The organism is Streptomyces sp. AHU1, from assembly GCF_045343905.1.
Taxonomy (GTDB): domain Bacteria; phylum Actinomycetota; class Actinomycetes; order Streptomycetales; family Streptomycetaceae; genus Streptomyces; species Streptomyces triticiradicis.
Map to the genome: position 1 here is coordinate 1,392,437 of NZ_CP174283.1, position 25,158 is coordinate 1,417,594.

At 71.8% G+C, this 25,158-nt stretch carries 24 protein-coding genes; 14 read left to right on the top strand and 10 right to left on the bottom strand.

Annotated elements, in window-relative coordinates; all coding sequences use genetic code 11:
- The first annotated feature begins 122 nt into the window (after positions 1-122).
- Positions 123-503 carry an anti-sigma factor antagonist gene (locus ACICHK_RS06405; RefSeq protein WP_406836121.1) on the top strand — a complete coding sequence of 127 codons (381 nt, stop codon included), beginning with the start codon at positions 123-125 and terminating at the stop codon, positions 501-503.
- Between the two features lie 21 nt (positions 504-524).
- Here the strand turns inward: ACICHK_RS06405 and tuf are convergent, their stop codons facing one another.
- Positions 525-1,718 (bottom strand): elongation factor Tu, encoded by a 1,194-nt coding sequence (gene tuf, locus ACICHK_RS06410; protein ID WP_151467043.1) that lies wholly within the window; start codon positions 1,716-1,718, stop codon positions 525-527.
- Between the two features lie 116 nt (positions 1,719-1,834).
- Positions 1,835-2,788 carry a ribose-phosphate diphosphokinase gene (locus ACICHK_RS06415; RefSeq protein ID WP_406836122.1) on the bottom strand — a complete coding sequence of 318 codons (954 nt, stop codon included), beginning with the start codon at positions 2,786-2,788 and terminating at the stop codon, positions 1,835-1,837.
- Positions 2,789-3,164: 376 nt separating this feature from the next.
- On the opposite strand from ACICHK_RS06415, the gene ACICHK_RS06420 reads away from it, so the two are divergent.
- The 3 genes from ACICHK_RS06420 (at position 3,165) to ACICHK_RS06430 (ending at position 6,072) form a co-directional block, all read left to right on the top strand.
- Entirely contained in the window at positions 3,165-3,815 is a 651-nt protein-coding gene (locus ACICHK_RS06420; RefSeq protein ID WP_406836124.1) for a DUF4230 domain-containing protein, read from the top strand.
- A 178-nt stretch (positions 3,816-3,993) separates the two neighbouring features.
- The gene (locus ACICHK_RS06425) at positions 3,994-4,674 is read left to right on the top strand and encodes a VanZ family protein (protein WP_151467040.1); all 681 of its coding nucleotides are present in this window, start codon (positions 3,994-3,996) and stop codon (positions 4,672-4,674) included.
- Positions 4,675-4,824: 150 nt separating this feature from the next.
- Positions 4,825-6,072, top strand: coding sequence for a ricin-type beta-trefoil lectin domain protein (locus tag ACICHK_RS06430; protein ID WP_406836125.1), 1,248 nt, complete (start codon positions 4,825-4,827; stop codon positions 6,070-6,072).
- Between the two features lie 118 nt (positions 6,073-6,190).
- Here ACICHK_RS06430 and ACICHK_RS06435 read toward each other — a convergent pair whose 3' ends face one another.
- The 3 genes from ACICHK_RS06435 to ACICHK_RS06445 form a co-directional block, all read right to left on the bottom strand.
- Positions 6,191-6,427, bottom strand: a complete 237-nt coding sequence (locus ACICHK_RS06435) for a hypothetical protein (protein ID WP_406836126.1) — start codon at positions 6,425-6,427, stop codon at positions 6,191-6,193.
- Positions 6,428-6,887: 460 nt separating this feature from the next.
- On the bottom strand, positions 6,888-7,721 hold the full coding sequence (locus tag ACICHK_RS06440) for an alpha/beta fold hydrolase (protein WP_406836127.1): 834 nt from the start codon (positions 7,719-7,721) through the stop codon (positions 6,888-6,890).
- A gap of 132 nt (positions 7,722-7,853) precedes the next feature.
- Complete coding sequence (locus ACICHK_RS06445) at positions 7,854-9,176, bottom strand: ROK family protein (protein WP_406836128.1); 1,323 nt, start codon at positions 9,174-9,176, stop codon at positions 7,854-7,856.
- 167 nt (positions 9,177-9,343) lie between these two features.
- Here ACICHK_RS06445 and ACICHK_RS06450 point away from each other — a divergent pair, with 167 nt between their 5' ends.
- Genes ACICHK_RS06450 through ACICHK_RS06465 form a run of 4 tightly spaced genes read left to right on the top strand, consistent with a single transcriptional unit; the run spans position 9,344 to position 13,944 of the window.
- Entirely contained in the window at positions 9,344-10,657 is a 1,314-nt protein-coding gene (locus ACICHK_RS06450; protein ID WP_406836129.1) for an ABC transporter substrate-binding protein, read from the top strand.
- Positions 10,658-10,671: 14 nt separating this feature from the next.
- A complete protein-coding gene (locus ACICHK_RS06455) occupies positions 10,672-11,673 on the top strand; it encodes a carbohydrate ABC transporter permease (protein ID WP_406836130.1) in 1,002 nt (333 codons plus the stop codon).
- Entirely contained in the window at positions 11,666-12,538 is an 873-nt protein-coding gene (locus tag ACICHK_RS06460; RefSeq protein WP_406836131.1) for a carbohydrate ABC transporter permease, read from the top strand. The genes ACICHK_RS06455 and ACICHK_RS06460 overlap by 8 nt, the downstream gene beginning before the upstream one ends.
- Positions 12,539-12,585: 47 nt before the next feature.
- Entirely contained in the window at positions 12,586-13,944 is a 1,359-nt protein-coding gene (locus ACICHK_RS06465) for a GH1 family beta-glucosidase (protein ID WP_406836133.1), read from the top strand.
- A 6-nt stretch (positions 13,945-13,950) separates the two neighbouring features.
- Here the strand turns inward: ACICHK_RS06465 and ACICHK_RS06470 are convergent, their stop codons facing one another.
- Positions 13,951-14,961 carry a phosphotransferase family protein gene (locus ACICHK_RS06470; protein WP_406836134.1) on the bottom strand — a complete coding sequence of 337 codons (1,011 nt, stop codon included), beginning with the start codon at positions 14,959-14,961 and terminating at the stop codon, positions 13,951-13,953.
- Between the two features lie 163 nt (positions 14,962-15,124).
- On the opposite strand from ACICHK_RS06470, the gene ACICHK_RS06475 reads away from it, so the two are divergent.
- Positions 15,125-15,619 carry an FBP domain-containing protein gene (locus ACICHK_RS06475; RefSeq protein WP_406836135.1) on the top strand — a complete coding sequence of 165 codons (495 nt, stop codon included), beginning with the start codon at positions 15,125-15,127 and terminating at the stop codon, positions 15,617-15,619.
- 57 nt (positions 15,620-15,676) lie between these two features.
- Here ACICHK_RS06475 and ACICHK_RS06480 read toward each other — a convergent pair whose 3' ends face one another.
- On the bottom strand, positions 15,677-16,282 hold the full coding sequence (locus ACICHK_RS06480; protein WP_406836136.1) for a TIGR03086 family metal-binding protein: 606 nt from the start codon (positions 16,280-16,282) through the stop codon (positions 15,677-15,679).
- A 118-nt stretch (positions 16,283-16,400) separates the two neighbouring features.
- On the opposite strand from ACICHK_RS06480, the gene ACICHK_RS06485 reads away from it, so the two are divergent.
- From ACICHK_RS06485 to ACICHK_RS06495, 3 genes are all read left to right on the top strand, one after another.
- Positions 16,401-17,654, top strand: coding sequence for an FUSC family protein (locus tag ACICHK_RS06485; RefSeq protein ID WP_406836137.1), 1,254 nt, complete (start codon positions 16,401-16,403; stop codon positions 17,652-17,654).
- 99 nt (positions 17,655-17,753) lie between these two features.
- Positions 17,754-18,806: a hypothetical protein gene (locus tag ACICHK_RS06490; protein ID WP_406836138.1), complete on the top strand. Its 1,053-nt coding sequence runs from the start codon at positions 17,754-17,756 to the stop codon at positions 18,804-18,806.
- A gap of 109 nt (positions 18,807-18,915) precedes the next feature.
- Entirely contained in the window at positions 18,916-20,190 is a 1,275-nt protein-coding gene (locus ACICHK_RS06495) for a lactonase family protein (protein WP_406836139.1), read from the top strand.
- On the opposite strand, the gene ACICHK_RS06500 is transcribed toward ACICHK_RS06495, so the two are convergent.
- Together ACICHK_RS06500 and ACICHK_RS06505 are read right to left on the bottom strand one after the other, a co-directional pair.
- Positions 20,158-20,883, bottom strand: coding sequence for a DUF2470 domain-containing protein (locus ACICHK_RS06500; RefSeq protein ID WP_406836140.1), 726 nt, complete (start codon positions 20,881-20,883; stop codon positions 20,158-20,160). The two genes, ACICHK_RS06495 and ACICHK_RS06500, sit on opposite strands and share 33 nt — an antisense overlap.
- A 127-nt stretch (positions 20,884-21,010) precedes the next feature.
- Positions 21,011-21,619 carry a TetR/AcrR family transcriptional regulator gene (locus ACICHK_RS06505; protein ID WP_406836141.1) on the bottom strand — a complete coding sequence of 203 codons (609 nt, stop codon included), beginning with the start codon at positions 21,617-21,619 and terminating at the stop codon, positions 21,011-21,013.
- A 108-nt stretch (positions 21,620-21,727) separates the two neighbouring features.
- Here ACICHK_RS06505 and ACICHK_RS06510 point away from each other — a divergent pair, with 108 nt between their 5' ends.
- Positions 21,728-23,254 (top strand): cytochrome P450, encoded by a 1,527-nt coding sequence (locus tag ACICHK_RS06510; protein ID WP_406836142.1) that lies wholly within the window; start codon positions 21,728-21,730, stop codon positions 23,252-23,254.
- Here ACICHK_RS06510 and ACICHK_RS06515 read toward each other — a convergent pair.
- Positions 23,245-24,126: a pentapeptide repeat-containing protein gene (locus tag ACICHK_RS06515; protein ID WP_406836143.1), complete on the bottom strand. Its 882-nt coding sequence runs from the start codon at positions 24,124-24,126 to the stop codon at positions 23,245-23,247. The two genes, ACICHK_RS06510 and ACICHK_RS06515, sit on opposite strands and share 10 nt — an antisense overlap.
- 124 nt (positions 24,127-24,250) lie before the next feature.
- Between ACICHK_RS06515 and ACICHK_RS06520 the strand changes: the two genes are divergently transcribed.
- The gene (locus ACICHK_RS06520) at positions 24,251-25,156 is read left to right on the top strand and encodes an SDR family oxidoreductase (protein WP_406836144.1); all 906 of its coding nucleotides are present in this window, start codon (positions 24,251-24,253) and stop codon (positions 25,154-25,156) included.
- Positions 25,157-25,158: the final 2 nt, after the last annotated feature.

A 25,158-nucleotide genomic window follows, 5' to 3' on the forward strand; every position in this document is an offset into this window, starting at 1 on the left:
GCATCGAACCGGCGTCCGGGTCGTGTCCAGTGATCGCTTGACGTGTCGTCGCCCCGGCCTCCGGTGAGCCTGCCATCCCGCCGTCAAGAGCGGGCCGACAGCCGGCTGGAGGTGATGTCCGCGTGGCGAGCGACTTCGCGCCGTGCACCAGGCATCTGCGGATCCGCCACGACCACGGTCATGTGGTGCTGGAGCTGCACGGGGAGATCGACCTGCTCACCGCGACGGAGATCGGCCCGCTCCTGGACGCGGTGACCTCGGGCCCCGCGCCGCAGGTCGTGATCGACCTGCGGCGCGTCGAGTTCTTCGACTGCTCGGGCCTGCGGCTGCTGTACCGCGCCAGGCGCCGCGTCCTCGACCGGGGCGGCCGGCTGCACCTGGTCTGCGTCCACCCGCTGACGCTCCGCATGTTCCGGCTGACCGGGCTCTCACGGATCCTGCCTCCCTCGGCCTCGCCGGAGGAGGCGCTGAGCCGCCCGGGGGCCGCACAGGACCTGTCCTGAGCGGCCCCCGGGGCCCGCGCTCTACTCCCGGATCCTCGTCACCTGTCCGGCACCGACCGTCCGGCCGCCCTCACGGATGGCGAACTTCAGCCCTTCCTCCATCGCGATCGGCTGGATCAGCTGCACCTCCATGGTGGTGTTGTCACCCGGCATGACCATCTCCGTCCCCCGGGGCAGGGTCACGACTCCGGTCACGTCCGTCGTGCGGAAGTAGAACTGCGGGCGGTAGTTGTCGAAGAAGGGCGTGTGCCGGCCGCCCTCGTCCTTGGAGAGGATGTAGGCGCGCGCCTCGAACCGGGTGTGCGGGGTCACCGACCCCGGCTTGATGACGACCTGCCCCCGCTCGACGTCCTCGCGCTTCACCCCGCGCAGCAGCAGCCCGACGTTCTCGCCCGCCCGGCCCTCGTCGAGGAGCTTGCGGAACATCTCGACGCCGGTGACGGTGGTCCGCGTCCTCCGCTCGTGGATGCCGATGATCTCGACCTCGCTGTTCACCTTCAGGACCCCGCGTTCGATCCGGCCGGTGACGACCGTGCCCCGGCCGGTGATGGTGAAGACGTCCTCGATCGGCAGCAGGAAGGGCCGGTCCACGTCACGCACCGGTTCCGGCACGAACGCGTCGACGGCCGCGAGGAGTTCGAGGATCGTCGCGCTCCACTCCGGATCGCCCTCCAGCGCCTTCAGCGCGGAGACCCGGACGACCGGGACGTCGTCACCGGGGAACTCGTACTCGCTGAGCAGTTCACGCACTTCGAGCTCGACGAGTTCCAGGATCTCCTCGTCGTCCACCATGTCGGTCTTGTTGAGCGCCACCACGATGTACGGGACACCGACCTGCCGGGCCAGCAGGACGTGCTCCTTCGTCTGCGGCATCGGGCCGTCGGTCGCGGCGACGACGAGGATCGCGCCGTCCATCTGCGCGGCCCCCGTGATCATGTTCTTGATGTAGTCCGCGTGTCCCGGGCAGTCCACGTGCGCGTAGTGCCGGTTCTCCGTCTGGTACTCGACGTGGGCGATGGAGATCGTGATTCCGCGCTGCCGCTCCTCGGGCGCCTTGTCGATCTGGTCGAACGGGGTGAACGGGTTCAGATCGGGGAAGCGGTCGTGCAGCACCTTGGTGACGGCCGCCGTCAGTGTCGTCTTGCCGTGGTCGATGTGCCCGATGGTGCCGATGTTCACGTGCGGCTTGGTCCGCTCGAATTTCGCCTTGGCCACTGCGAGCCCTCCTGATCACCTGGGTGACGCCGAGCGTTGCTCCGCGGCTTCCCGCCGGGCACGGCAGCCGCTCCTGGTGACCGGGCGACGGGGAGGGAAGTTCCGCTCCCTCCTGTCTATTGGCTGCGGGGCGCGTCGAACAGGGCGCTGACGGACTCACCGTTGTGAATGCGCCGCACCGCCTCGGCGAGCGCCGGGGCGATGGACAGGACGGTCAGCTTCTCGGTGTACTCCTCGTCCGGGACCGGCACGGTGTTCGTGCAGACGATCTCCAGTACGTCGGGCTGTTCGCCGAGGCGCTTGAGCGCGCCCGCCGCGAACAGGCCGTGGGTGCAGGCGATCCGGATCGACTTCGGACCCAGCTCACGCAGCCGGTCCAGGAGTTCGAGGACCGTGCTGCCCTTGGCTATCTCGTCGTCGAGCACGATGACATCGCGTCCGGAGATCTCGCCGATGACCGAGTTGATGCTCACCCGGTCGTCGGCGAACCGCTGCTTGGCGCCGGCGGCTACCTGGGCGCCGATCAGCCGCGCGAACGCGGCGGCCTCCTTGGCGTTGCCGAGGTCGGGCGAGACCACCGTCGTGCGCGTCAGGTCGTTGCCCCGGAAGTGCGCGGCCAGCTCCCGCAGGGCGTGCAGGTGGTCGACGGGCACCGAGAAGAAGCCGTGCACCTGCGGGGAGTGCAGGGTCATCGCGAGGACACGGCTCGCGCCGGCCGCCACCAGCAGATCCGCCACGAGCCGGCCGCCCAGGGAGATCCGCGGCATGTCCTTCTTGTCCGAACGTGCGTACGAATAATGCGGCATGACCACGGTGATCCGTCCGGCGGAGGCGCCGCGTGCCGCGTCGCACATCATCAGCAGTTCGACCAGGTGCTCCTGCACCGGAGCGACGAGCGGCTGCACCAGGAAGACATCACGTTCGCGGCAGTTGGCCTGGAGCTGGACCTCCAGGCAGTCGTTGGCGAACCGGCTGACCCGGGTCGGGCTGAGCGGCACACCGAGGTGCGCGCAGAGCTCGGCCGCGAGCTCGGGATGGGCACTACCGCTGAACACGGCGATGTCACGCACGTCCGCTCCTCGCATGATCGAACCGGATCTCGCGTCCGCCGGGCGCAAGATCGGCCCGGAGCTCGCACCTCATGCTACTGGGCCCCCTTCAGGCCTACGACCGGGGGATTTCCGGTTGCGGATCCGCTCGCGGGGTGCCGGTCCGGCCCCGCGGACACCCGGCGACGGGCCGTACCGGATCGCCCCTCCCCGAGGACCCGGCCCCGGCGCACCGGGCACGACGGCCGGGGACCGGCACCCCGGGTGCCCGGCAGCCCCGCCCCGGCCCCGAAAGGGCCGGCACCGCGGGCTCCCGGCGCCGGAACCCGCGCGCCGACCTGGCGGTCTGCCAAGGGACTTGGGGGGTAGACGGACAGTCGAAAGGAGGACCGTCGACATGACGACGTCCATCAAACGCATGCCCGGCTGGGCGAAGGTCGTCTCCGCCTTCGTGCTGGTGCTCGTGGTGCTCTTCGCCGGGCTGCGGCTGGCCGTGCTGCCGGGGCTGCGCGATGTGTTCGGCACGGAGACCCACGACAACTCGGGCCCCGCGCTGCTCAAGTCCATCCAGGACATGAGCCGTTACGACGCCGCGTCGGGCAACTTCCAGGTGGTCGTGGACCTGGAGAAGGACGCGAAGTACCTGCCCGACGCGATCCGCGGCACCCGCACGCTGTACGTGGGAGCCGGCACCGTCGACGCCTACGTCGATCTCGGACGCATCGGCCGGAAGGACGTGACGGTCGACGACGACCGCACGTCGGCCACGCTCCGTCTGCCGCACGCGGCACTGGGCAAACCCGCCCTCGACCCCGACCACTCCTATGCCGTCTCGAAACAGCGCGGTCTCCTCGACCGGCTCGGTGACGTCTTCTCGGACAACCCGAACGACGAGCGGGCCGTGCAGCGGCTCGCGGCCAAGCACATCGGCAAGGCCGCACAGGACAGCCGCCTCACCGCGCGGGCCGAGGAGAACACCACCGCCATGCTCCAGGGCCTGCTGCGCTCCCTCGGCTTCACGGAGGTGACGGTCACCTACGGCGCCTGAGTCCGGGCGGCGCCGCCGGCGCCGGGGAGGGCCGTGCGGCGCGGGTCCCTGCCGGGACGCGCGCCGCACGGCCTCCCCGTGTCGCAAAGTCTTCCCCCGCGCCGGAACCCCGGGCATTCTCGGCCCCGCCGGGGGTAAGCGGGCTGCACCAGAGGGCAGTTGAAAAGGGGAGGGTCTCATGGTCCGCACCGCGTTGCGCGCCCGCGCCGCGAAGGCCGTCCGGAAACCGGCACCGAAGCCGGAACCGGAACCGGACCGCAGGAAAGCCGGGCGGGACACGACCGCGCGGAACAGGTCGGAGCCGAGGGCGGAGCGGAGCGAGCCGGGGAAGTCGCGGTCGTTCTTCGGCCGCAGGACTCCGGGACGGACGACGGAGCGGGAACCGGCACGGGAGACCGGAGCCCTGGCGCTGCCCTTCCGGGTGCTGGCCATGCTGGTCGCGTTCACGGCCATGGTGGCGTTCGCGGTCGTGCTGGCCCGGCTGACGCTGGAGCCCTCGCCCGCGTCCACGGAGCTGATCCACAACAATCTTCACCCCGGGGCCTCCCTGCGGGCCTATCTCGACCAGCCCGAACTGCGCGACGCCGTCAAGCAGATCGGCGGCAACCTGCTGCTCGGGGTCCCCTTCGGTGTGCTGCTGCCGGTGGTGTTCCCGAAGACCCGCGGGATCCTGCGCGTCCTCGCGCTCACCGCGGTGGTCATGTTCCTGGTCGAGCTCGTCCAGGGAGCCCTCATCACCGGACGTTCCTTCGACATCGACGACGTCATCCTCAACACGGCCGGCGCGCTGGTGGGTTACCTGCTGCTGGGACGGCGGCTCGGCCGTGCCGTGCACCCCAGGAAGCGTCTTCGCGCCTGATTCCGCGTCTCGACCGCTGGTCCGTACCAGAGTATTGACACCCCATTAGTTCACTCCTTAAATCAAGAGGCGAAGCATGGACCCCCCACCGTGAACCCCCCACCTCAGTCGGCCGCCCCGCCCCGGGGCGGCCGTACGGAAACGAGAGTCATGGCTTCTTCGCGCCTGCTCCGCAGATGTCTGTTCGCCGCGCTGTCCGCCGCGCTCGCCGCCTCGGCCTCCGCAGTCGCCGCTCCCGCCCACGCCGGCCCGGCGGCGGCCACCGCGGCGGTGACGTTCCAGGACACCTTCGACGGCCCCGCCGGTGCGGCCGTCGACTCCTCCAAGTGGCAACTGGAGACCGGCGACAACGTCAACAACCATGAGCGGCAGTACTACACGTCGGGCAACAAGAACGCCGCTCTGGACGGCCAGGGCCATCTGGTGATCACGGCCCGCAGGGAGAATCCCGCCAACTACCAGTGCTGGTACGGCACATGTCAGTACACCTCGGCCCGGATGAACACCTCCGGGAAGTTCACGTCGACGTACGGTCATGTCGAGGCCCGCATGAAGATCCCGCGCGGGCAGGGCATGTGGCCGGCGTTCTGGATGCTCGGCAGCGACATCGGACAGGTGGGCTGGCCGAACTCCGGTGAGATCGACGTCATGGAGAACGTCGGCTTCGAGCCCTCCGCCGTGCACGGCACGATCCACGGTCCCGGATACTCCGGATCCGCCGGCATCGGCGCCGGCTACTCCCTCCCGAACGGCCAGGCCTTCGCGGACGCCTTCCACACCTTCGCGGTCGACTGGGCACCGAACTCGATCACCTGGTCGGTGGACGGTACGGCCTACCAGCGGCGCACCCCCGCCGACCTGGGCGGGAAGACCTGGGTGTTCAACAAGCCGTTCTTCCTGATCCTGAACCTCGCGGTCGGCGGATACTGGCCCGGCGACCCCGACGGCTCCACCTCCTTCCCGCAGCAGCTCGTCGTCGACGAGGTGAAGGTGACGACGGGCGACAGCCCGGGCGGCACCAGCGGACCGATCAAGGGGCTCGCGGGCAAGTGCGTGGACGTGGCCGCCGCCGACTCGGCCAACGGGACGCCCGTACAGCTCTACGACTGCAACGGGACGAACGCCCAGCAGTGGACGGTGTCCGCCGACGGCACGATCCGCGCGCTCGGCAAGTGCCTGGACGTCACGGGCAACGGCACGGCGGACGGCTCGACGGTCCAGCTCTGGGACTGCACCGGCGGACCCAACCAGAAATGGACGGTCACCGCGGCGCACGACATCGTGAATCCGCAGGCGAACAAGTGCCTGGACGTCACGGGCAACAACGCGGCCAACGGCACCCGCCTGCAGATCTGGACGTGCACCGGCGGAGGCAACCAGAAGTGGACGGTGGGCTGACGGACCGCTGCGCCCCGCGGGTCCGGGCTCCGGCTCGGACCCGCGGGACGGGACCCGGCCCGGCCGCGTCACCGAACCCGGGCGCGCACCTCCGACGAGGGCCCGCGCCGCGACCGCGTCAGTGCGGATGCCAGGTGAGTTTGTCGCCCCCCACCCAGCGGACCACGTCGGGGTCGTCGAGATCGTCGACCGTGATGCCGTACGCCGCCGCGTACTCCAGGACGTCCGTGATCGCCTTCGCCTCGCCCACCATCTCGCCGTCGATCTCCATGATCCGGAACGGCGGGGTGCCCGGCTGCACCCCGAGCACCATGATCCGCGGGTGGGAGATGCGCGGGCTCTCGCTTTCGGTCATGACTAGAGCGTAAAGGGATCTCCGCTCTTCCCGCTGGTCAGCGGCGGAGCACCGGGAGCCCGCCGTCCGCAGGGCCCGGCACGGGCGCAGCGAAAGACATCGGGACGTTGGTCCGGTCGGGTGAGGCTCCGTGACGCACGTCACCGCCGGCGGCGGCATTCCGGGGAACACCCACAAGTAGTTACCCGTTGAACAAACCGTGGGTGCGGATGGGACAGTGTCCCCGGGCCTCACCTCTGCCCGCAGGGACGATCGTCCGGCTGAAGCCCTGTGGAGCGTTTCGCCGCGAGGCGACCGCCATCGGCGCCCACCACAGGCGGCCCCGACCGAGATTCCCCCGTCCGGTCGGGGCCTTCCCCTTGCCCGGGCCGAAACGGGATCGACCTCTCCGGCGGACGGCACCCGGGCCGGGGTGAACGCCTCCGGGTGAACCGGGCGGGCCCCGGCCGCACCGGGTGTTTCACCTGTCCGCCATGAACTCCAGCAGATCCGCGGTGAGTTGTTCGCGGTGCGTGGCGAACAGGCCGTGACCGGCGTTCTCGTAGACCTTGAGCGTGCTGTCGGGCAGCAGCTCGGCCGCCCGGCGGCCGGTCAGCTCCGGCGGTGCCGACACGTCGTGCGTGCCGTGCACGACGAGGGCGGGCAGGTCGAGCTTCGCGAGTTCGGGCGCGACGTCCAGGGCGGCGACGAGGTCGCCGAGGGCGGCTCCCGCGCGTGCGGTCGCGCCGTGGCAGCGGTCGATCATGGATCGTACGTAGGCCTCGGAGAGGTCGTTGCCGGGGAGGCCGAGGGCGAAGAACGCGTGGGCGCCGTCCTCGAAGAACGCGGCCCGGTCGTGGCGGAATGCTTTGTTGCCCGCCTCGACGAGCGCCGGGTCGACACCCTCGGGATGGCTCGCGGACCGTACCGGTCCCGGTGTCATGCCCGCCACCAGCGCCAGCCTCGCCACCCGCCCGGCCCCGTGCCGGGTCAGACAGCGGACGGCCTCGGCGGTCCCGACGGAGTGCCCGACCAGGGTGACCTCGCGCAGGTCGAGGTGGCGCAGCAGCCCGTCGACGTCGTCGGCGAGGCTGTCGAGGTCGAAGCCTCCCCAGACGTCGTCGGACCTGCCGTGCCCCCGCCGGTCGAACCCGACGCACCGGTAGCCGGCGTCGGCGAGCGGCAGCATCTGGTACTCCCACATCTCCGTGCCGAAGTAGGAGCTGTTCACGAAGACGATCACCTGGCCGGTGGCGGGGCCGTAGTCGACGAAGTGCAGCCGGGCGCCGTCGACGGGGCTCGCGAAGTACGGCATGGGGTCCTCCCGGGATCCGGTGGTACGAGGGCGGGTCGCTGTGCCCTCCATGCTTCCGGGAGGCGGTGACGGCGTCGATTACCCCGGAGGTCATGCGAACGCGCGGGGCCCTCCGGTCGCCACCGGAGGCGTTCAGTGCGGCGCCCGTTCCTCCAGGGCCGTGCGCCAGGCGGGTGACGGTCCCGTCGGTACGGGTTCCGCGCGCCGGCCGCCGCGCGCGAAGAAGTCGGCCAGCGGCAGGATCGCGGCGCCGACCGTGACGGCGTCGGGGCCGAGGCGGCCGAGGTCCACGGTGACGTGCTGGGCGGGATAGCGCAGGGCGTAGGAGGAGGCGTACCGGCGGACGGCGGGCAGGAAGCGGGAGCCGAGCTGGAGGCCGGCCCAGCCGCCGATGAGGATGCGTTCGGGCTGGAAGAGGTTGATCAGGTCGGAGAGGCCCGCGCCCAGGTACTCCGCGGTCTCCTCGAGGACGGCGAGCGCGATGCGGTCGGGCTCGGTGCCCTCGGGCGGGTAGGCGGCCGCGAGCATCGCGGTGAGCGCGGTCTCCTCGTCGGTGCCCTCCGGGGGCCGTCCGCCCTCCTCGCGCCAGCGGTCCAGGAGCGCCTCCGCGCCCGCGTACGCCTCCAGGCAGCCGAGGGCGCCGCAGCGGCAGCGACGGCCCCTGACCCGGACGGTCAGATGGCCCCACTCGACGGACCGGCCGTTCTCGACGTCCTCGGTGACCAGGCAGGCGCCCACGCCGGAGCCGAAGAGCACGACCACCGCGTTGCGGGCACCGCGTCCGGCGCCGAACCACATCTCGGCCTGGCCGAGGGTGCGGGCCCCGTTGTCCGCGAAGTACGGGACGGCGTCGGGGAGTTCGCAGGCGGAGCGGAGCAGGGACTCCAGCGGGACGGCGTCCCAGCCGATGGTCTGGCCGTGCACGACCGCGCCGCGCTCGGGGGTGCGGGCGACGATGCCGGGTACCCCTATGCCGACGCCGAGGAGCCGCTCGGGGGCGATGTCCGCCTCGGCCAGGACCTCGGCGATGCCGTCGCGGATGTGGCCGACGATGACGTCGACGTCGTACTCCTGACGTCTCGACGACCGGTCGGCCTCGTAGCCCTGGTGCTCCAACGGCCTCTCGGTGCGGGCGAGTTCGGTGAGCGTCAGGTCGAACAGCTCGACGCGGACGCGGGTCTCGCCGACGTCGACGCCGATCATGTGACCGCTGCCGGGCACGACGCGCAGCAGGGTGCGGGGACGGCCGCCGTCGGAGTCGACGCTTCCGGCCTCCTCGACGAGGCCGTCGGCGACGAGTTCGGCGACCACGTTGCTGATGGATCCGGAACTCAGCCCGGTCGCGGGACCGAGTTCGTAGCGGCTCATCGGCCCGTCGAAATACAACCGTTGTAGTACGGCGGTCCGGTTGCCCCGCCGCAGGTCACGCACTGTCCGTCCGTTCCGACCCGCCATGTGATGTCCCTTCCGGCCTGCCCGACCTGCAAGATACCCCTGCGCGATCCCTTGACGCGACTTTCTTCCGGGTCTTAACTCACGTCCTAAATTAAGCCATGATGGTCGTTCGGGAAGTGAACACGGACGCCGTCGTCGCTCCCTCCGGGAAAGGGACAGAAGCAGTCATGCGCAGAATCCGAGCCGCGGCCGCCGGTGCGGTCACCATCTCCCTGCTGACCGCCGCGACCGCCTGTGGCGGCGGCTCGTCGAGCGGTGGGTCCGACTCCTCGCCGAAGACGCTCACGTACTGGGCGTCCAACCAGGGCGCCAGCATCGAGATCGACAAGAAGGTCCTCGCGCCCGAGCTCGCCAAGTTCGAGAAGCAGACCGGCATCAAGGTGAAGCTGGAGGTCGTTCCCTGGACCGACCTGCTGAACCGGATCCTCACCGCCACGACCTCGGGCCAGGGCCCCGACGTCCTCAACATAGGCAACAGCTGGAGCGCCTCCCTGCAGGCCACCGGCGCGCTGCTGCCCTGGGACGCGAAGAACTTCGCCAAGATCGGCGGCAAGGACCGCTTCGTCGAGTCGGTGCTCGGCTCCACGGGCGCCGAGGGCAAGGACCCCGCCGCGATACCGCTGTACTCCATGTCGTACGCGCTCTACTACAACAAGAAGATGTTCGCCGACGCCGGGATCCAGAAGCCGCCGGCCACCTGGGACGAGCTGGTCGCCGACGGCAAGAAGCTCTCGAAGAACGGCAAGTGGGGGCTCGGCGCGGAGGGCTCGAACCCCTCGGAGAACATCCACCACGCCTTCGTCTTCGCCAAGCAGCACGGCGCCGACTTCTTCACCGCCGACGGCAAGGCCGACTTCACCAGTGACGGGGTCGTCTCCGCGGTCAAGCAGTACGTCGACCTGATGGCGAAGGACAAGATCATCGCCCCGGGCAACGCCGAGTACGCGCAGAACCAGTCCGTGAGCGACTTCGCCAAGGGCAAGAACGCGATGCTGCTGTGGCAGTCGGCGGTCGCCAACCTCAAGTCGCAGGGCATGGAAGAGGACGCGTACGGCATCGCGCCGGTGCCCGTGCAGTCCGGCACCCCGGGCCCGGGCACGAACGTCAACTCGATGGTCGCGGGCATCAACGTCGCGGTGTTCAAGAACTCCAAGAACCTCGACGGTGCCACGAAGTTCGTGAAGTTCCTGACCAGTGACGCCGAGCAGAAGATCCTCAACCAGGCCTACACCACGATCCCGCCGATCAAGGCCGCCCAGACGGACACCGCGTTCGCCTCCTCCTCCAACGCGGTCATCAAGGACACCCTGGCCAAGAGTGCGGCCTCGCTGCCGCAGGTCGCGGACGAGTCGCAGTTCGAGACCGCGGTCGGTACGGCCATCAAGGGTCTGTTCGCCGACGCCGCCGCCGGACGCGCGGTGACCACCGCGTCGGTGAAGGCGGCGCTCGAGAAGGCCCAGCAGCAGATGCCGAAGAAGTGAGTGCGGACACCGCCATGACCACCACGACCGCCGCCTCCGCCGAACCCGGCGAGCGGACGGTGCGCAAGAGCTCCCCCGGTGCGGCGCGCGGCCCGCGCCGCACCGGGCGGATCAAGCGCATCGGACTGCCCTACCTGCTCCTCCTGCCCGCCCTCGCCCTCGAACTCCTGGTCCACCTGGTGCCGATGGTGATCGGCATCGTGATGAGCTTCAAGGAGCTCACGCAGTTCTACATCCGCGACTGGGGCACGGCGCCCTGGGCGGGCCTCGACAACTACTCGGTGTCGGTGCACTTCGACGAGCCCGTCGGCGAGGCGCTGCTGCACTCCTTCTTCGTCACCATCGGCTTCACCGTGCTCTCGGTCGGCCTGTGCTGGCTGATCGGCACGGCCGCCGCGATCTACATGCAGGACAACTTCATCGGGCGCGGTGTGCTGCGGGCCCTGTTCCTGGTGCCGTACGCGCTGCCCGTGTACGCGGCCGTGATCACCTGGGTGTTCATGTTCCAGCACGACAACGGCCTGGTGAACCACGTCCTGCACGACCAGCTGCACCTCACCGACAAGCCGTCCTTCTGGCTGATCGGCGACAACAGCTTCTACGCCCTGCTCACCGTGTCCGTGTGGAAGGGCTGGCCGTTCGCCTTCCTGATCGTCATGGCCGGCCTGCAGAACATCCCGGGCGAGCTGTACGAGGCCGCCGCCCTCGACGGCGCCGGTCTGTGGCAGCAGCTGCGCCGCATCACCCTGCCGTCGCTGCGGCCGGTCAACCAGGTGCTGGTGCTGGTGCTGTTCCTGTGGACGTTCAACGACTTCAACACGCCGTTCGTCCTGTTCGGCAGGACCGCCCCCGACTCGGCGGACCTCATCTCGGTCCACATCTACCAGGCGTCCTTCGTCACCTGGAACTTCGGCACCGGCTCGGCGATGTCCGTGCTGCTGCTGCTCTTCCTGCTCGTGGTGACCGGCGTCTACCTGCTGCTGACCTCCCGGGGAAGGAAGACGGCCGATGTCTAGCACCTCCACCACGCCCCGCTCCCCGATGGCCCCGCCGCGGTCCTTCCTGTGGTCCCGGCGGATCTTCCTCACCCTGCTCACCGGCTTCGTCCTGGTGCCCGTCTACGTCATGGTCTCCAGCTCGCTGAAGCCGCTCGCGGACGTCTCGGGGAAGTTCCGCTGGATCCCGAGCGGCCTGACCCTGCGGCCGTACGTCGACATCTGGTCGACCGTGCCGCTGGCGCGGTACTTCGTGAACTCGCTGATCGTGGCGGGGGCGGCCACGGGCTGCTCGGTCGTGATCGCCGTGTTCTCCGCCTACGCCGTCAGCCGCTACAGCTTCCGCGGCAAGCGCGTCTTCACGGTCACCGTGCTGTCCACGCAGATGTTCCCCGGCATCCTGTTCCTGCTGCCGCTGTTCCTGATCTACGTGAACATCGGCAACGCCACCGGCATCGCGCTGTTCGGCTCGCGCGGCGGTCTGATCCTCACGTACCTGACCTTCTCGCTGCCGTTCTCGATCTGGATGCTGATCGGGTACTTCGACTCGGTGCCCCGCGATCTCGACGAGGCGGCGCTGGTGGACGGCTGCGGGCCGCTCGGAGCGCTCTTCCGCGTCGTCGTCCCGGCGGCGATCCCGGGCATCGTCGCGGTCGCCGTCTACGCCTTCATGACCGCCTGGGGCGAAGTGCTGTTCGCGTCGGTGATGACCAACGACACCACCCGCACCCTCGCCGTCGGCCTCCAGGGCTACTCCACGCTCAACGACGTGTACTGGAACCAGATCATGGCCGCCTCGCTGGTCGTCAGCGTCCCCGTGGTGGCCGGCTTCCTGCTGCTCCAGCGCTATCTCGTCGCCGGTCTCACGGCGGGAGCCGTCAAGTGACCGGTCCCACCGACCCCACCGACCCCGTTGACGAAGAAGGGACTTCAGTGACCATCGACCTCGCCGCCCTCCCCGAGGACTTCCTGTGGGGCACGGCCACGTCGGCCTACCAGATCGAGGGCGCCGTCGCCGAGGACGGCCGCTCCCCCTCCATCTGGGACACCTTCTCGCACACGCCCGGAAAGATCGACAACGGTGACGACGGGGACGTCGCCTGCGATCACTACCACCGCTGGCGCGAGGACATCGGGCTCATGCGCCGGCTCGGCACCGACGCCTACCGGCTGTCCGTCGCGTGGCCCCGGGTGATGCCGGGCGGCGACGGCCCGGTCAACACCAAGGGTCTCGACCACTACGACGCGCTGATCGACGGCCTCCTGGAGGCGGGCATCACGCCCTCGGTCACCCTCTACCACTGGGACCTGCCGCAGGTGCTCCAGGACCGGGGCGGCTGGCCGGCCCGTGACACCGCGCACCACCTCGCCGCCTACGCCTCGGCCGTCGCGGAGCGGCTCGGCGACCGCGTCCAGCACTGGACCACCCTCAACGAGCCGCTGTGCTCGGCCTGGATCGGCCACCTGGAGGGCCGGATGGCCCCCGGCCTGGCCGACCTCACGGCCGCCGTCCGCGCCTCGTACCACCTCCTGCTCGGCCACGGACTCGCCACCCAGGCGATCCGCGCGGCCGCGCCGGGCGCGCGGATCGGCATCGTCAACAACCTGGGCAGCATCGAGGCGGCCACCGACCGTCCGGAGGACGTCGCGGCGGCGAGGCGACTGGACGGGCACACCAACCGCTGGTGGCTCGACCCGGTGCACGGCCGCGGCTTCCCCGCCGACATGGTCGAGGTCTACGGGGTCGAACTCCCGGAGGTCGCCGGTGACCTGGAGACGATGGCCGCGCCGCTGGACTGGCTGGGCCTGAACTACTACTTCCCGTCCAGCGTGGTCGACGACCCGACCGGTCCGGCCCCGTACGCGCGCCAGATCCGCCGGCCCGGCGTGCCCGTCACGGCCATGGACTGGGAGATCGAGGCCGCCGGCATCGAGAGCCTGCTGCTGCGCCTGACGAACGAGTACGGCGCCCGGAAGCTGTACGTCACGGAGAACGGCTCCGCCTATCCCGACGTCGTACGCCCCGACGGCACCGTCCACGACCCGGAGCGCGTCGACTACCTCGAACAGCACCTGGCGGCCTGCGCGTCGGCGGTCCGCAAGGGCGCCCCGCTGGCCGGCTACTTCGCCTGGTCGCTGCTGGACAACTTCGAGTGGGCGTACGGCTACGACAAGCGGTTCGGTCTCGTGCACGTCGACTACAAGACGCAGGTACGGACGATCAAGAGCAGCGGCCACCGCTACGCGGAGATCGTCCGGGAGCACCGCGGGGGCGCGAGCAGGGCGGCCTGAGCGGCCCTAGGAACCGTCGTCGGCCGGGGTGTCCGCACCCCGGCCGATCTCGTCGAGGGCGGCCGTCAGCCGCGGTGCCACGGTCTCGCGGACCCAGGTCACGCGTTCGCCGCCGTAGGCGCGGGGGACGGTCTCGACGATCATGATCAGGTAGAGGTAACTGCGGTACAGGGCGAGGCGCCGCCGCGCCGGACCGTCGAACTCGATCACTCCGCCGGCCTCTCGACAACCGCTCAGGAAGTCCGCGTCCTGCCGGATGTCCCCGAGCAGGGCCAGGGAGACGAGATCGGCCAGCGGGTCGCCCCAGAACATGCGCTCGCCGTCGATCAGACCGCCGACGCGCGGGCCCGCCTCCGTCCGCTCGACCAGGATGTTCCCCCGCCACAGGTCGAAGTGGACGAGCCGGGGGACGGTGACCCGGTCCAGGGCCCGGAGGGCGGTCCGCGCCGTCCGGGCCACCTCGTCCACGGGGCGCGGCAGCCAGGCACGGTACCGGCGGGCGTCGTCCAGGAGGGCCTCGTACATCCCGGTGAAGGCGGTCCGCCAGTCGGGGGCGAGCGGGCCGAGGGGGCCGGAGGGGTAGCCGAAGCCCGGGCCCGTCACCCGGTGCAGCCGGGCCACCAGGCGGCCCAACTCCTTTCGGAGCGGCCGGTGCTCACTGTCCGGGAGGTCGCCCCAGGGCTCTCCGGGGCAGTGGGTCATCAGCAGGTGGCCGTCGTGACGGTCTCCCACCGGCGAGGGCACCGGGACGCCGACGGCGGCCGCCCGGCGGTAGAACTCCGCCTCGGACACCAGGAGTCGCCGCTCGTGCGCGAGGGCGGGGACGGTCGGCGGCGGCGGGACCTTCAGCACGTATCGGCTGCCGTCGGCGAGCCTCAGCTCCTCGACGGCGTTGTACGTGCCGCCGGACAGGGCCCGGCGGTCCACGAGGCTCCCGGACGGCAGCCCGGCCTCCCGGAGGGCCCGCCCGGCCCGCTCCCACCCGTCCGCGCCGGCTCCCGCGTCCCCCTCGCCCATGGGACCACTGTGCCAGGTGGCTCCGCGCGTCCGCAGCCGTTGCGCGACGGCGTACCGCCCGCCCCGAAATCCATTGGACCCGCCCCACGAGGCTAGGTACATTCGATTAAAACCTAGTACCCCTAGGTTTCGATCGAAGGCACCCGGAAACCAGGAGAACCCCGTGCGCGCGCTCACCGAGCAGGCCATCCGTGACTCGTTCGTCAACTGTTCCCGGGGGGAGGCCAAGCGGCTCGCCACGCCTCGCGGTCTCGACGAGCTCCCCTGGGACGACCTGGACTTCCTGGGCTGGCGGGATCCCGGCGCGCCCGACCGGAGCTGTCTCGTGTCCGAACGGGACGGGGGTCTCGTCGGCGTCACCCTGCGCCTCCCCTCGTCCCGGCGCGGGTTCCTGCACCGGAGCATGTGCTCGCTGTGCCTGACGACGCACCCGGGCGGCGGCGTCTCCCTGATGACGGCCCGCAAGGCGGGAGCGGCGGGCCGCGAGGGCAACTCGGTCGGCGTCTATGTCTGCGCCGACCTCGCATGCTCCCTCTACGTCCGGGGGAAGAAGACCCCCCTGTCGGGCAGCCGCTTCGAGGAGTCCCTCACGACGGAGCAGCAGATCGCCCGGACGGTCGGCAATCTGTCCGCCTTCCTGGCGAAGCTGTACGCCTGAGAGCACGGGCGCATGTCCGACCGTGGACCGCGGCCGCCGCTCCGGCGCCGGGGACCGTCAGGAACCGGCAGCCGTCCAGTGCGGGTCGCGGCCCAGGAAGGCGAGCAGCGCCTCGGCCCGGCCGGCGCCCTCCGGCACCTTGCGCGCGGCGGCGAACACGCCGAACGCGTCGCGGAGGTGGTCGGCCAGCCGGTCCGCCGCGAGCCGGACGCCCCCGGCCAGGTCGTCGTCGAGGGGCGACGCCTGGCCGGTCGCCACGGCGATGTCCCAGGCGTGCACGGCGGCGTCCATGGCGGCCGCCGCTGCCGCCACGCGCGGCGGCAGCGGCCCGAGCGGCGTCGCCACCTCCTCCGCGTCGGCGGGCAGGTCCGCGTAGACGCCGGCGACGCCGGTGAGGACCTTGTCGAGCTCCGTCGCCGCGTCGGCCTCCAGGGCGTCGGCCGGATGGAAGGGGTCCGCCTCGGGCCACCCGGCGCCGGTGACCGCCGCGCCGTACGCCTGCTGGTCGAGCCGGGCGTGGTTGAGCACCTGGGCCACCGTCCACTCGCTGCACGGCGTGGGCGCCGACCACGCGCCCTCCGGCACACCCGCGACCACGGCACGCAGCCGGTCATGGGACAGCGTCAGCAGTTCGATGCCCTCGACGTTGCTCATCGCGCTCATTCCGTGCCTCCTGATGCGGTCCGATCCAGCTGATGCCTTCAATCTAGAACCCCTTGCGGACAGGAACGGTCCGCAATTGACACGTTCGGTATCCGTGTTCAGCGGGAAGGCACCAAGGATGCACGAGGCACGTGGTGAGTGGACGGCATCCGTCGCGAAGATCGTGGAGCGGCGCCGGGAGCCGGTGGTCGTCCAGACGCTTCGCTCGACGGCCGCCGCGACGATCGCGTACGTGGTGGCCCTTCATCTCGGTCCCGAGCCCGCGCCGCTGACCGCTCCCCTGACCGCGCTGCTGGTCGTACAGGTCACCCTGTACTCGACGATCACCACCGCGATCCGGCGGGTGAACTCCGTGGTGGTGGGCGTCGTCATCGCCATCGGCTTCAGCAGCCTGGTGGGGCTGACCTGGTGGAGTCTGGGTCTGATCATCCTCGCCTCGCTGGTGGTGGGACATCTCGTCCGGGTCGACGAGTTCGTGCCGGAGGTGGCGATCAGCGCCATGCTGGTCCTCGGTGTCACCCGGGTGGGCAGCACCGCGTGGGCCCGGGTGCTGGAGACGCTGATCGGGGCGGTCGTGGGTCTCGCCTGCAACCTCGTGCTCGCGCCCCCCGTGTGGGTCGGCGTGGCCGGGGAGCAGATCGAGGACCTGGCACGCCGGATGCGGCAGCTGATGCTGCGGGTCGGCGAGGGCGCCGTCGCGCACACGCCGTCCCACGTGGCGGCCGAGCGGCTGCACGAGGCCCGCCGGCTCGACAACGACATCGCCGGGGTGGACGCCGCCCTGCGGCAGGCCGAGGACAGCCTGAAGCTCAACCCGCGGGTGCGCGAGGGGCTGCTGCACCGGGTCGTGCTGCGCACCGGCCTGGACACCCTGGAGATCTGCACGGTGGTCCTGCGGGTCATCGCGCGCAGCCTCACCGACCTGGCCAAGGAGCGCGAACCCCGGCCCCTGTTCGACCCGCAGGCCGGGGTCGTCCTGCAGGAACTGCTGTCCGAGGTCGCCGACGCGATCGTCAGCTTCGCGGTGCTGGTGACCACCGACGTCACGCAGAACGCGGAGTCCGCGGAGGAGCGGCTCAGCTCGCAACTCGCCGCCGCCTCCGCCACCCGCGACAAACTGGCCCAGCTGTTCCTCGAGGAGGTCCGGCGCGACCCGAGCCAGTGGCAGCTGCACGGCTCGGTCCTGGCCGAGATCACCCGCATCCTCGACGAGCTCGACACCGAGCACCGCACCCGACGGCTGTTCGAGGAGCTGGACCGCTGCACCCGTGAGCAGCGCGAGCGCCGGCCCCGTCTCACCCGGCTGCGCGGCCGGCTGCGCCTGTCGCACCGGGACCGGAACCGTTCCACCGCCTCCGGGCGTTCTAGGTGAGGAGTTCGTGAGGAGTTCCGTGTGGGGAGACGGCACGACGCCGTGGGGCGGTGAGCCGCCCGGCACGGCCGTGAGCAGGGCGAGCGAGGGGGCGGGCGGATGACCGGGGACACCGTACGGATCGACGGGAACGCACTGCGGCTGCCGGGCGGGGTGCAGGTGCGGTTCATACGGACGCTGCGCCTGCCCGAGACGGGCACGCACGCGTTGCCGCCGGGGCTCGGCGAGTTCCCCGTCCGGCGCGTCGAGGACTACGGGGACCGGGTGCCCGCCGAGTGGCGGGCCCGGGGCGGTGTGATGCTGCCGGTGTACCTGCGCGAGGCCATGTGGCTGAGTTTCGCCGGGACGGCGGAGCCGGCCGCGTTGCAGGTGGGCGTCGGCAAGGTGTGTGCCGTCTCCGGCGAGCCGTGGACCTCCCGGCTCACCCGTGACCCGCAGAACTACATCGTGCTGCCGCGGCAGCCCTGGCTCGACGGGATCAACTCCGGCAAGGGGACGGTCCGCCAGTTCGTGGCCGTGCCGCTGGGGCTGGGCGCGACGGTCGAGGGCCAGGTCACCGGCGAGGAGGTCTGGGGCGGTGTCCAGCTCCAGTCGTTCCCGCTGGAGGCCGGGGAGCTGGCCGCGTGGCGGGAGGCGGAGCGCCGCCGGGCGGAGGAACGCCTGCGGATGCCCCGGACGCCGGGGGCGGCCATGCCGATGATGGCCGCGCCGCCCGCGCCCGGTGCCGCTCCCCGGCCCGGCGGGGCCGCCCCGGGCCGTGCGCGCAGTGCCCCGGCGATGGGCCTCGGCATCGGCGGTTCGATGCGCCAGGAGGTCTACCGCGACGACCGGCCGCTGAAGGCCTGGGCGAAGGAGCCGGCCGGACGTGTGTTCGTCCACCTGGTGACGCCTCCGGAGTGGCGCCGCATCACCGGTGAGGCGCCACCGCCGTCACCGGTGGACCGCGCGGCGTACACCCGCGCGGGGCTCCCCTGGTTCGACTACTACGACCAGGACGCCACCGATCTGGCGCCCACGGACGCGCTCGGCTCCGTGCAACCCGTCGGCGACTGGCTGGGCGACGACCACGAGCCCTGGCAGCAGCCCTCGCCCCACCAGGTGCAGCCCCTCGGTGACGCGCCGGGCAAGCCCGTCGAGGACGGCGACTGGTAGTCGCCATGCGTTGCGCCCGGCGCAACGCGCAGGACCTTTTTGCGCTTCCGGGGGGTCGCACGTCAAGGTGGCCGTCCGGACCGAGGCGATCGACACCCGAGGTGCAGGCATGAGCAGTGGTGCGCGGCCGTCGCGCGGAGCGGACGGCGACTGGAGCAGACGCCGCTTCGTCGGCGCGCTGGCGGGGGCCGCCGCGATCACGGCGGTCCCGGCGTGCGCGGCGCCCCGGGCCGACCCCGCCGGGGCGACGCCGCTCCCGAAGGCGCCGGGGGCCGGCCCCTCCGCCGCCGCGTCCCCGTCCGGTCCTTCCCCTTCCCCTTCCGCGTCGGCCCCGCCGTCCCCGGCTCCCCGCTCCGGTCCGCGTCCGCTGTTCCTGGGCACCTACACCTCGGGCGACGGCGGCGGGAAGGGGATCGGTGTCGCCACGTACGACCCGGTGACGGGCGAGATCACCGGCGGCGGCGTGGTGGCGGGCGTCGAGAACCCCTCCTTCCTCGCGGTGCATCCGGACGGCCGGACGCTGTACGCCGTCGACGAGCAGGACGCGGGCGCGGTGACGGCCGTCCGTCTCCCGGAGAACGAGGTGCTCGGCAGCCGCTCCACCGGTGGCGCGGGCCCCTGCCACCTGTCCGTGCATCCGGGCGGCCGCTGGCTGCTGAGCGCGAACTACGCCTCGGGGAGCGTCGCGGTGCATCCCGTCGGCGCCTCGGGCGCGCTCGGTGAGCGCACCGACCTGGTCACGCACACGTCCCCGGCGCCCGGCCCCGGTCAACAGGGCCCGCACGCGCACCAGTTCGTCACGGCCCCCGACGGCGGGCACCTGCTCGCCGTCGACCTGGGGACCGACACGGTGTACACCTACCGCCTCGACGAGGGGCGGGGCACGCTCGCCGAGGTCTCCCGGGCGCGGACGAGGCCGGGCGCAGGCCCGCGCCACCTCACGTTCCACCCCGGCGGCCGGTACGCCTATCTCGCCGACGAGGTGGACGACACGGTGACGGTCTGCGGCTACGACCCGGCGACCGGCCGCCTCACGGTGGGCGAGGCGCAGTCCACGGGCGCGGGAGGCGGGACGAATTACCCCGCGCAGCTCGTGGTCACGCCGAACGGTTCGTACGCGTTCCTCGCCAACCGGGGACACAACAGCCTGACGCGGTACGCGATCGAGGCGGACGGCGCCCGGCTGCGGCTGCTGGACACGGTGCCGGTCGGCGGCGACTTCCCGCGCCACATCGCCCTCTCGCCCGACGGACGGCTGCTGTTCGCGGCCAACCAGCGCTCCGGCACGGTCACGGTCTTCGAGGTCGATCAGGAGAGCGGTGGGCTGAGGCGCACGGGCGAGCCGTTCGCCTCACCCCTCGCGGTCTGTGCGCTGCCGCTGTAGGGGACGGGGGCAGGAGGCGAGGCCCGCCTGCGTGAGCAGGACGTGCATGCGTTCCGTGAGCTGGGAGACGTCGTCGGCGGGCGCGTGGAACGGCAGGCGCACGTCACCGTTGCCGCGCGCCCGTTCGATGCGCAGGGTGAGCCCGTGGCGGTCGACGGCGAGGGGCTGGACGCGCACCGCGCCGTGCAGACTGTCCGGTTCGACGAGACGGGTGAGCCGCTCGACGGCGTCCGGGTGGGCGTCGGCGAGATGGGTGAGGAGGTGGGCCTCGGCGAGGGCGAGCGGATCGGGCCGGGCCTCGGCCAGTTCGTCCAGGTCGACCACCACGGTCCCGCCGGGCCGGCGCAGCACCGCGCGGGTGGTGCGGAACGCCAGCCGCCCGTCCTCGGGGACGAACCAGCCGGCGAGCCAGAGCCGGGCCCGGATCCGGTTCCGCACGGGAACCGGCGCGACGTCGGCGAACTCCAGGACGGCGGACGGCTCTCCGCGCGGCGAGCAGACGGCCGCGGCCGACAGCGCGCTGTCCTCCGGCACGCTCAGGAGCACCCGCCCGTCCTCGGTGACGGAGTGCGAGCCGACGAACTCCTCCCGGCCGCCCTCGGCGCTCACCGCGCAGGACCAGGCCGCGGCGAGCATCGAGCGGGCGTGCTCCGCCGCGGCGGGCGCGGCCGTCCAGGTGTGACGGTCACTCATCGACTTCCTCCTTAGGTAAGGCTTGCCTAACCTATCGAAGATCGGGGCGTACGCCAACCACGCGCCACCTGCCGATGAACCGTCCGCCGGGATCCGTGCCCGCCGGAGAAGAGGAGTCGCGGGGGTCTCAGGGCGTGATCGCGCCGAGCAGCGCCCGCGCGCACAGGTCCCGCACCTGCTCGCGGGTCAGGTCCGCGCCCCGGAGCCACTCCAGGCACACGGCCGTGGTGAAGGCCAGCCACCCGCGGACCGCGACACGGAGTTCGGGACGGTCCTCGAAGGACCGGCCGAGCTCGGGATCCGCGGCCAGCGCCTGGAGGATCTGCCGCTCCTGGGCGGCCAGCGCCTGCCGGTAGACCCTGCGCACGGCCTGGTCACCAGCCGCGTCGGCACGGTGGAAGGCGCGGAACCCGTGCGCGTGCTCCTGCACGTACCCGAGGAAGGTGTCCAGGCCGGCGCCGAGCTGCTCGCGCACCGGGACGCCGGGCACCGCCGCGGTCATCCGCAGCATCCGCCCGCTCTCCCGCTCGACGACGGCGGCGAAGAAGTCCCGCTTCGTCGGGAAGTAGTGGTACAGGAGTCCGCGCGAGACCCCGGCGATCTCGGCGACCTGCTCGATCCAGACGTCGTCGTACGGACTCTCCGAGAACAGGCGGGCGCCGACCGACAGCAGTTGCTCCCGGCGCTCCCCGGTGCTGAGCCGGCGGCGTGCGCCCTCCCCCCGCTTCCCCGTCATGCCCGCACTTTACTTGACGCCGGTTCAACAACGGGACCAGACTGAACTCCGTTATTGAACTCACGTACAACAGACTCGACCTGCTTGGTACACAAGGGAGTTGGCGTCATGGCGGAGACGAAGGAGGCAGCCCGGCCCAGGGGTTTCCGCAGCGCGGAGCTGGGCTGGCCGGAGCTGCACCGCATCCCGCACCCGCCGCGCCGCGTCCCGCTGGTCGGCGATGTGCTCGGCGCGAGCGTCCGTTCCCCGCTCCAGGACTCCATGAGGTTCGGAAGGGAGCTCGGACCGATCTTCCGGCGCCGGGCCTTCCGCAACGAGATCGTCTTCGTCTGGGGCGCGGATCTCGCCGCCGAGCTGGCCGACGAGTCGCGGTTCGCCAAGCACGTGGGCCTGGGAGTCGCCAACCTCCGTCCGGTCGCCGGGGACGGGCTGTTCACCGCCTACAACCACGAGCCCAACTGGCAGCTGGCGCACGACGTCCTCGCCCCCGGCTTCAGCCGCGAGGCCATGGAGGGCTACCACCCGATGATGCTGGACGTGGCCGAGCGGCTGACGGACCACTGGGACCGGGAGCAGGCCGCGGGCCGCGCCGTGGACGTGCCCGGCGACATGACGAAACTGACGCTGGAGACGATCTCCAGGACCGGCTTCGGCCATGACTTCGCCTCCTTCGAGCGCTCCCGGCCGCACCCCTTCGTGGACGCGATGGTGGGCACGCTGACCTACGCGCAGCGCCTCAACGTCGTCCCGGTCCCGCTGGCCCCGCTGCTGCTGCGGGGTGCCACCCGGCGCAACGCCGCGGACATGGCGTACCTCAACCGCACGGTCGACGCCGTGGTGGCCTCCCGCCGGAGCGGCGGCGGCGAGGGGGACCTGCTCGACCGCATGCTGGAGACGGCGCACCCCGGGACCGGGGAGCGGCTGACCCCCGAGAACATCCGCCGCCAGGTCATCACCTTCCTGATCGCCGGCCACGAGACCACCTCGGGCGCCCTGTCCTTCGCCCTGCACCACCTCTCCCGGCACCCGGAGACGGCCGCCCGGGCGCGCGCCGAGGTCGAACGCGTCTGGGGCGGCACGGACCGGCCGGGCTACGAGCAGGTCGCCAGGCTCCGCCACGTCCGCCGGGTCCTCGACGAGTCGCTGCGGCTCTGGCCGACGGCACCGGCCTTCGCGCGCGAGGCCCGGCACGACACCGTGCTCGGCGGGGTCCACCCGATGCGCGAGGGGGCATGGGCCCTGGTCCTGACCGCGATGCTGCACCGCGACCCGCAGGTGTGGGGCGCCGACGCGGAGGAGTTCGACCCGGACCGCTTCGACGCGAAGGCGGTACGGGCCCGGCCCGCGCACACCTTCAAACCGTTCGGCACCGGGGCGCGCGCCTGCATCGGCCGCCAGTTCGCGCTGCACGAGGCGACCCTGGTCCTCGGGCTGCTGCTGCGCCGCTACGACCTGCGGCCCGACCCCGGCTACCGGCTGCGGGTGGCCGAGCGGCTGACCCTGATGCCGGAGGGGCTGCGCCTGCACCTCGAACGGCGCCCGCCGGTGGCACCGGGGCGGGAGGCGACCTTGGCCGGCGCCGCCGACCGGGGGCCCGGCCCCGCCCTCGGCCCGGGAAATCCCCCTCAGGCCTGAGAGGTCCAGTGGTCGGGGCGTTCGACCGAGTCCGGGAGCCGGGTGCCGGCGCTGCCGCGGGCCGCGTTCAGCTGCGGCTGGGTGAGGAAGAGGGCCCCGGTCAGATCGGCGTCGGTGAGGTCGGTGTCCCGGAGGTCGGCGCCGAGCAGATCGGCGCCGCGCAGATCGGCCCCGGTGAGATCGGCGGCGATGAGCAAAGATCCGCGCAGACTCGCGCCCCGCAGGTCGGCGCCCTTGAGACGGGCGCCCATCAGATCCGCGCCGCGCCGGTCCTTCCTCCTGCCCCCGCCGGTCCCCGCCCGGACGAGCTCGCTGGCCCGCAGCAGCAGCTCGCCGGCCTCCTGCCGGTGCGCGCCGACGTCCAGCGCGGCCAGTTCCTCCGGGGTCCCCCGGGTGAGACGCTCGGTCGTGGAGATCATGCGCCGGACGTCGGCGTGCACCGGACGTGCGGCGGGGAGCGTCAGCGCCTCGTTCAGGTACCAGAGCAGTTCGTGGAGGTGGCGCACCACGGGGAACACGTCGAACATACGGCGGGCTCGCTCCTTGGAGCCCGAGCGCCAGTCCACTCCGCCGAAGGTCACCTGGGAGACCTGCTGCCCGGCGCCGAAGCAGTCGTAGACCGTGCAGCCCGTGAAGCCCGTCCCCCGCAGCCGGTCGTGGATGCCGCACCGGGAGTCGCTCCGCAGGTTCGGGCAGGGTTCACCCGCGCCCTTGTCGATCGCGAAGTTGGCCGACCGGGCGAAGGGCAGGGCGACGCAGCACAGTCCGAAACACCGGCCGCAGTCGGCCCGTAGCCCGGTTCGCGGATCGGTTCGCGGTTCCGTTCGGGTTTCGGTTCGGGGCTCAGGGGATGTGCTGCCGTTCGCGTGCATGCGTTCCAGCCTACTCAGCCGCGACGGTCCCGGCCGTGCCCGCATGGTGTCCGAGAGCGCTCGCGAGGGTTCCCGGCGCGCCCTGCCCGGATGTCCGGCGGCGACACCGGGTATCGGGTCAGCCATGGACTCCACCGCGTTCCCCGGTCTCCCCGCCCCTCCCCCGCTGGGCACGAGCGCGCTGCCGGCCGGGACGTACGACGGCTCGCTGGTGCTGGTCACCGGTGGTGGCACCGGACTCGGGAGGGCGATCGCGGCGGAGTTCGCCCGGCTGGGCGCAGATCTCCTGATCGTCAGCCGTCGCGAGCGGCATCTCGCGCCCGCCCGGGACGAGTTGGCGAAGCTGGGCACCCGGGTCACGTCCGCCGTCTGCGACATCCGGGACCCGAAGCGCATCTGTGAGGTGTTCGACGGGTGCGCGCTGCCCGACGTGCTGGTCAACAACGCGGCCGCCAACTTCCCGGTCCCCACGGAGGACATGTCTCCCAACGCCTGGCAGGCGGTCGTCGACATCACCCTCACGGGAACGTTCCTGATGACCCGTGAGTTCGGAAGACGGCATCTGGCGGCGGGCACGCCGGGGTCGGTCATCGACGTCGGCGCGTCCTACGCCTGGACCGGCGGCCCCGGTTTCGCACACAGCGCGGCGGCCAAGGCGGGCGTGGAGAGCCTCGTGCGGACCCTGGCCGTCGAGTGGGGACCGTACGGCATCCAGGTCAACGGTCTGGTGCCGGGACTGATGCCCCATGCGGACATGACGGACGACATCCGCGGCAATCTGGCACGGGCCGCGGCGGACGGCGAGGACGACGGGGGGCGCGACGCGCTCGGCCGGCGGCAGCCCGCCCTGCGCGTCGGCGCGCCCCGTGAACTCGGCTGGGCCGCCACCTTCCTGGCGTCCCCCTACGCCCGTTTCATCACCGGTCACACCCTGGTGGTGGACGGCGCCAACTGGCAGCGCAGGGATCTGGTCGGTCCGCCGGTCACGCCGGTGCGGGACCAGCTGGGGCGCGGTCCCTTCACCGGCTGACC

Excerpts from the sequence above, each read along its gene's own strand:
- ACICHK_RS06420 (WP_406836124.1), top strand. The coding sequence starts at position 3,165 with ATGACGACGTCCATCAAACGCATGCCCGGCTGGGCGAAGGTCGTCTCC.
- ACICHK_RS06425 (WP_151467040.1), top strand. The coding sequence starts at position 3,994 with ATGGTCCGCACCGCGTTGCGCGCCCGCGCCGCGAAGGCCGTCCGGAAA.
- ACICHK_RS06430 (WP_406836125.1), top strand. The coding sequence starts at position 4,825 with ATGGCTTCTTCGCGCCTGCTCCGCAGATGTCTGTTCGCCGCGCTGTCC.
- ACICHK_RS06435 (WP_406836126.1), bottom strand. The coding sequence starts at position 6,427 with ATGACCGAAAGCGAGAGCCCGCGCATCTCCCACCCGCGGATCATGGTG.
- ACICHK_RS06440 (WP_406836127.1), bottom strand. The coding sequence starts at position 7,721 with ATGCCGTACTTCGCGAGCCCCGTCGACGGCGCCCGGCTGCACTTCGTC.
- ACICHK_RS06445 (WP_406836128.1), bottom strand. The coding sequence starts at position 9,176 with ATGGCGGGTCGGAACGGACGGACAGTGCGTGACCTGCGGCGGGGCAAC.
- ACICHK_RS06450 (WP_406836129.1), top strand. The coding sequence starts at position 9,344 with ATGCGCAGAATCCGAGCCGCGGCCGCCGGTGCGGTCACCATCTCCCTG.
- ACICHK_RS06455 (WP_406836130.1), top strand. The coding sequence starts at position 10,672 with ATGACCACCACGACCGCCGCCTCCGCCGAACCCGGCGAGCGGACGGTG.
- ACICHK_RS06460 (WP_406836131.1), top strand. The coding sequence starts at position 11,666 with ATGTCTAGCACCTCCACCACGCCCCGCTCCCCGATGGCCCCGCCGCGG.
- ACICHK_RS06470 (WP_406836134.1), bottom strand. The coding sequence starts at position 14,961 with ATGGGCGAGGGGGACGCGGGAGCCGGCGCGGACGGGTGGGAGCGGGCC.
- ACICHK_RS06480 (WP_406836136.1), bottom strand. The coding sequence starts at position 16,282 with ATGAGCGCGATGAGCAACGTCGAGGGCATCGAACTGCTGACGCTGTCC.
- ACICHK_RS06485 (WP_406836137.1), top strand. The coding sequence starts at position 16,401 with ATGCACGAGGCACGTGGTGAGTGGACGGCATCCGTCGCGAAGATCGTG.
- ACICHK_RS06490 (WP_406836138.1), top strand. The coding sequence starts at position 17,754 with ATGACCGGGGACACCGTACGGATCGACGGGAACGCACTGCGGCTGCCG.
- ACICHK_RS06495 (WP_406836139.1), top strand. The coding sequence starts at position 18,916 with ATGAGCAGTGGTGCGCGGCCGTCGCGCGGAGCGGACGGCGACTGGAGC.
- ACICHK_RS06500 (WP_406836140.1), bottom strand. The coding sequence starts at position 20,883 with ATGAGTGACCGTCACACCTGGACGGCCGCGCCCGCCGCGGCGGAGCAC.
- ACICHK_RS06505 (WP_406836141.1), bottom strand. The coding sequence starts at position 21,619 with ATGACGGGGAAGCGGGGGGAGGGCGCACGCCGCCGGCTCAGCACCGGG.
- ACICHK_RS06510 (WP_406836142.1), top strand. The coding sequence starts at position 21,728 with ATGGCGGAGACGAAGGAGGCAGCCCGGCCCAGGGGTTTCCGCAGCGCG.
- ACICHK_RS06515 (WP_406836143.1), bottom strand. The coding sequence starts at position 24,126 with ATGCACGCGAACGGCAGCACATCCCCTGAGCCCCGAACCGAAACCCGA.
- ACICHK_RS06520 (WP_406836144.1), top strand. The coding sequence starts at position 24,251 with ATGGACTCCACCGCGTTCCCCGGTCTCCCCGCCCCTCCCCCGCTGGGC.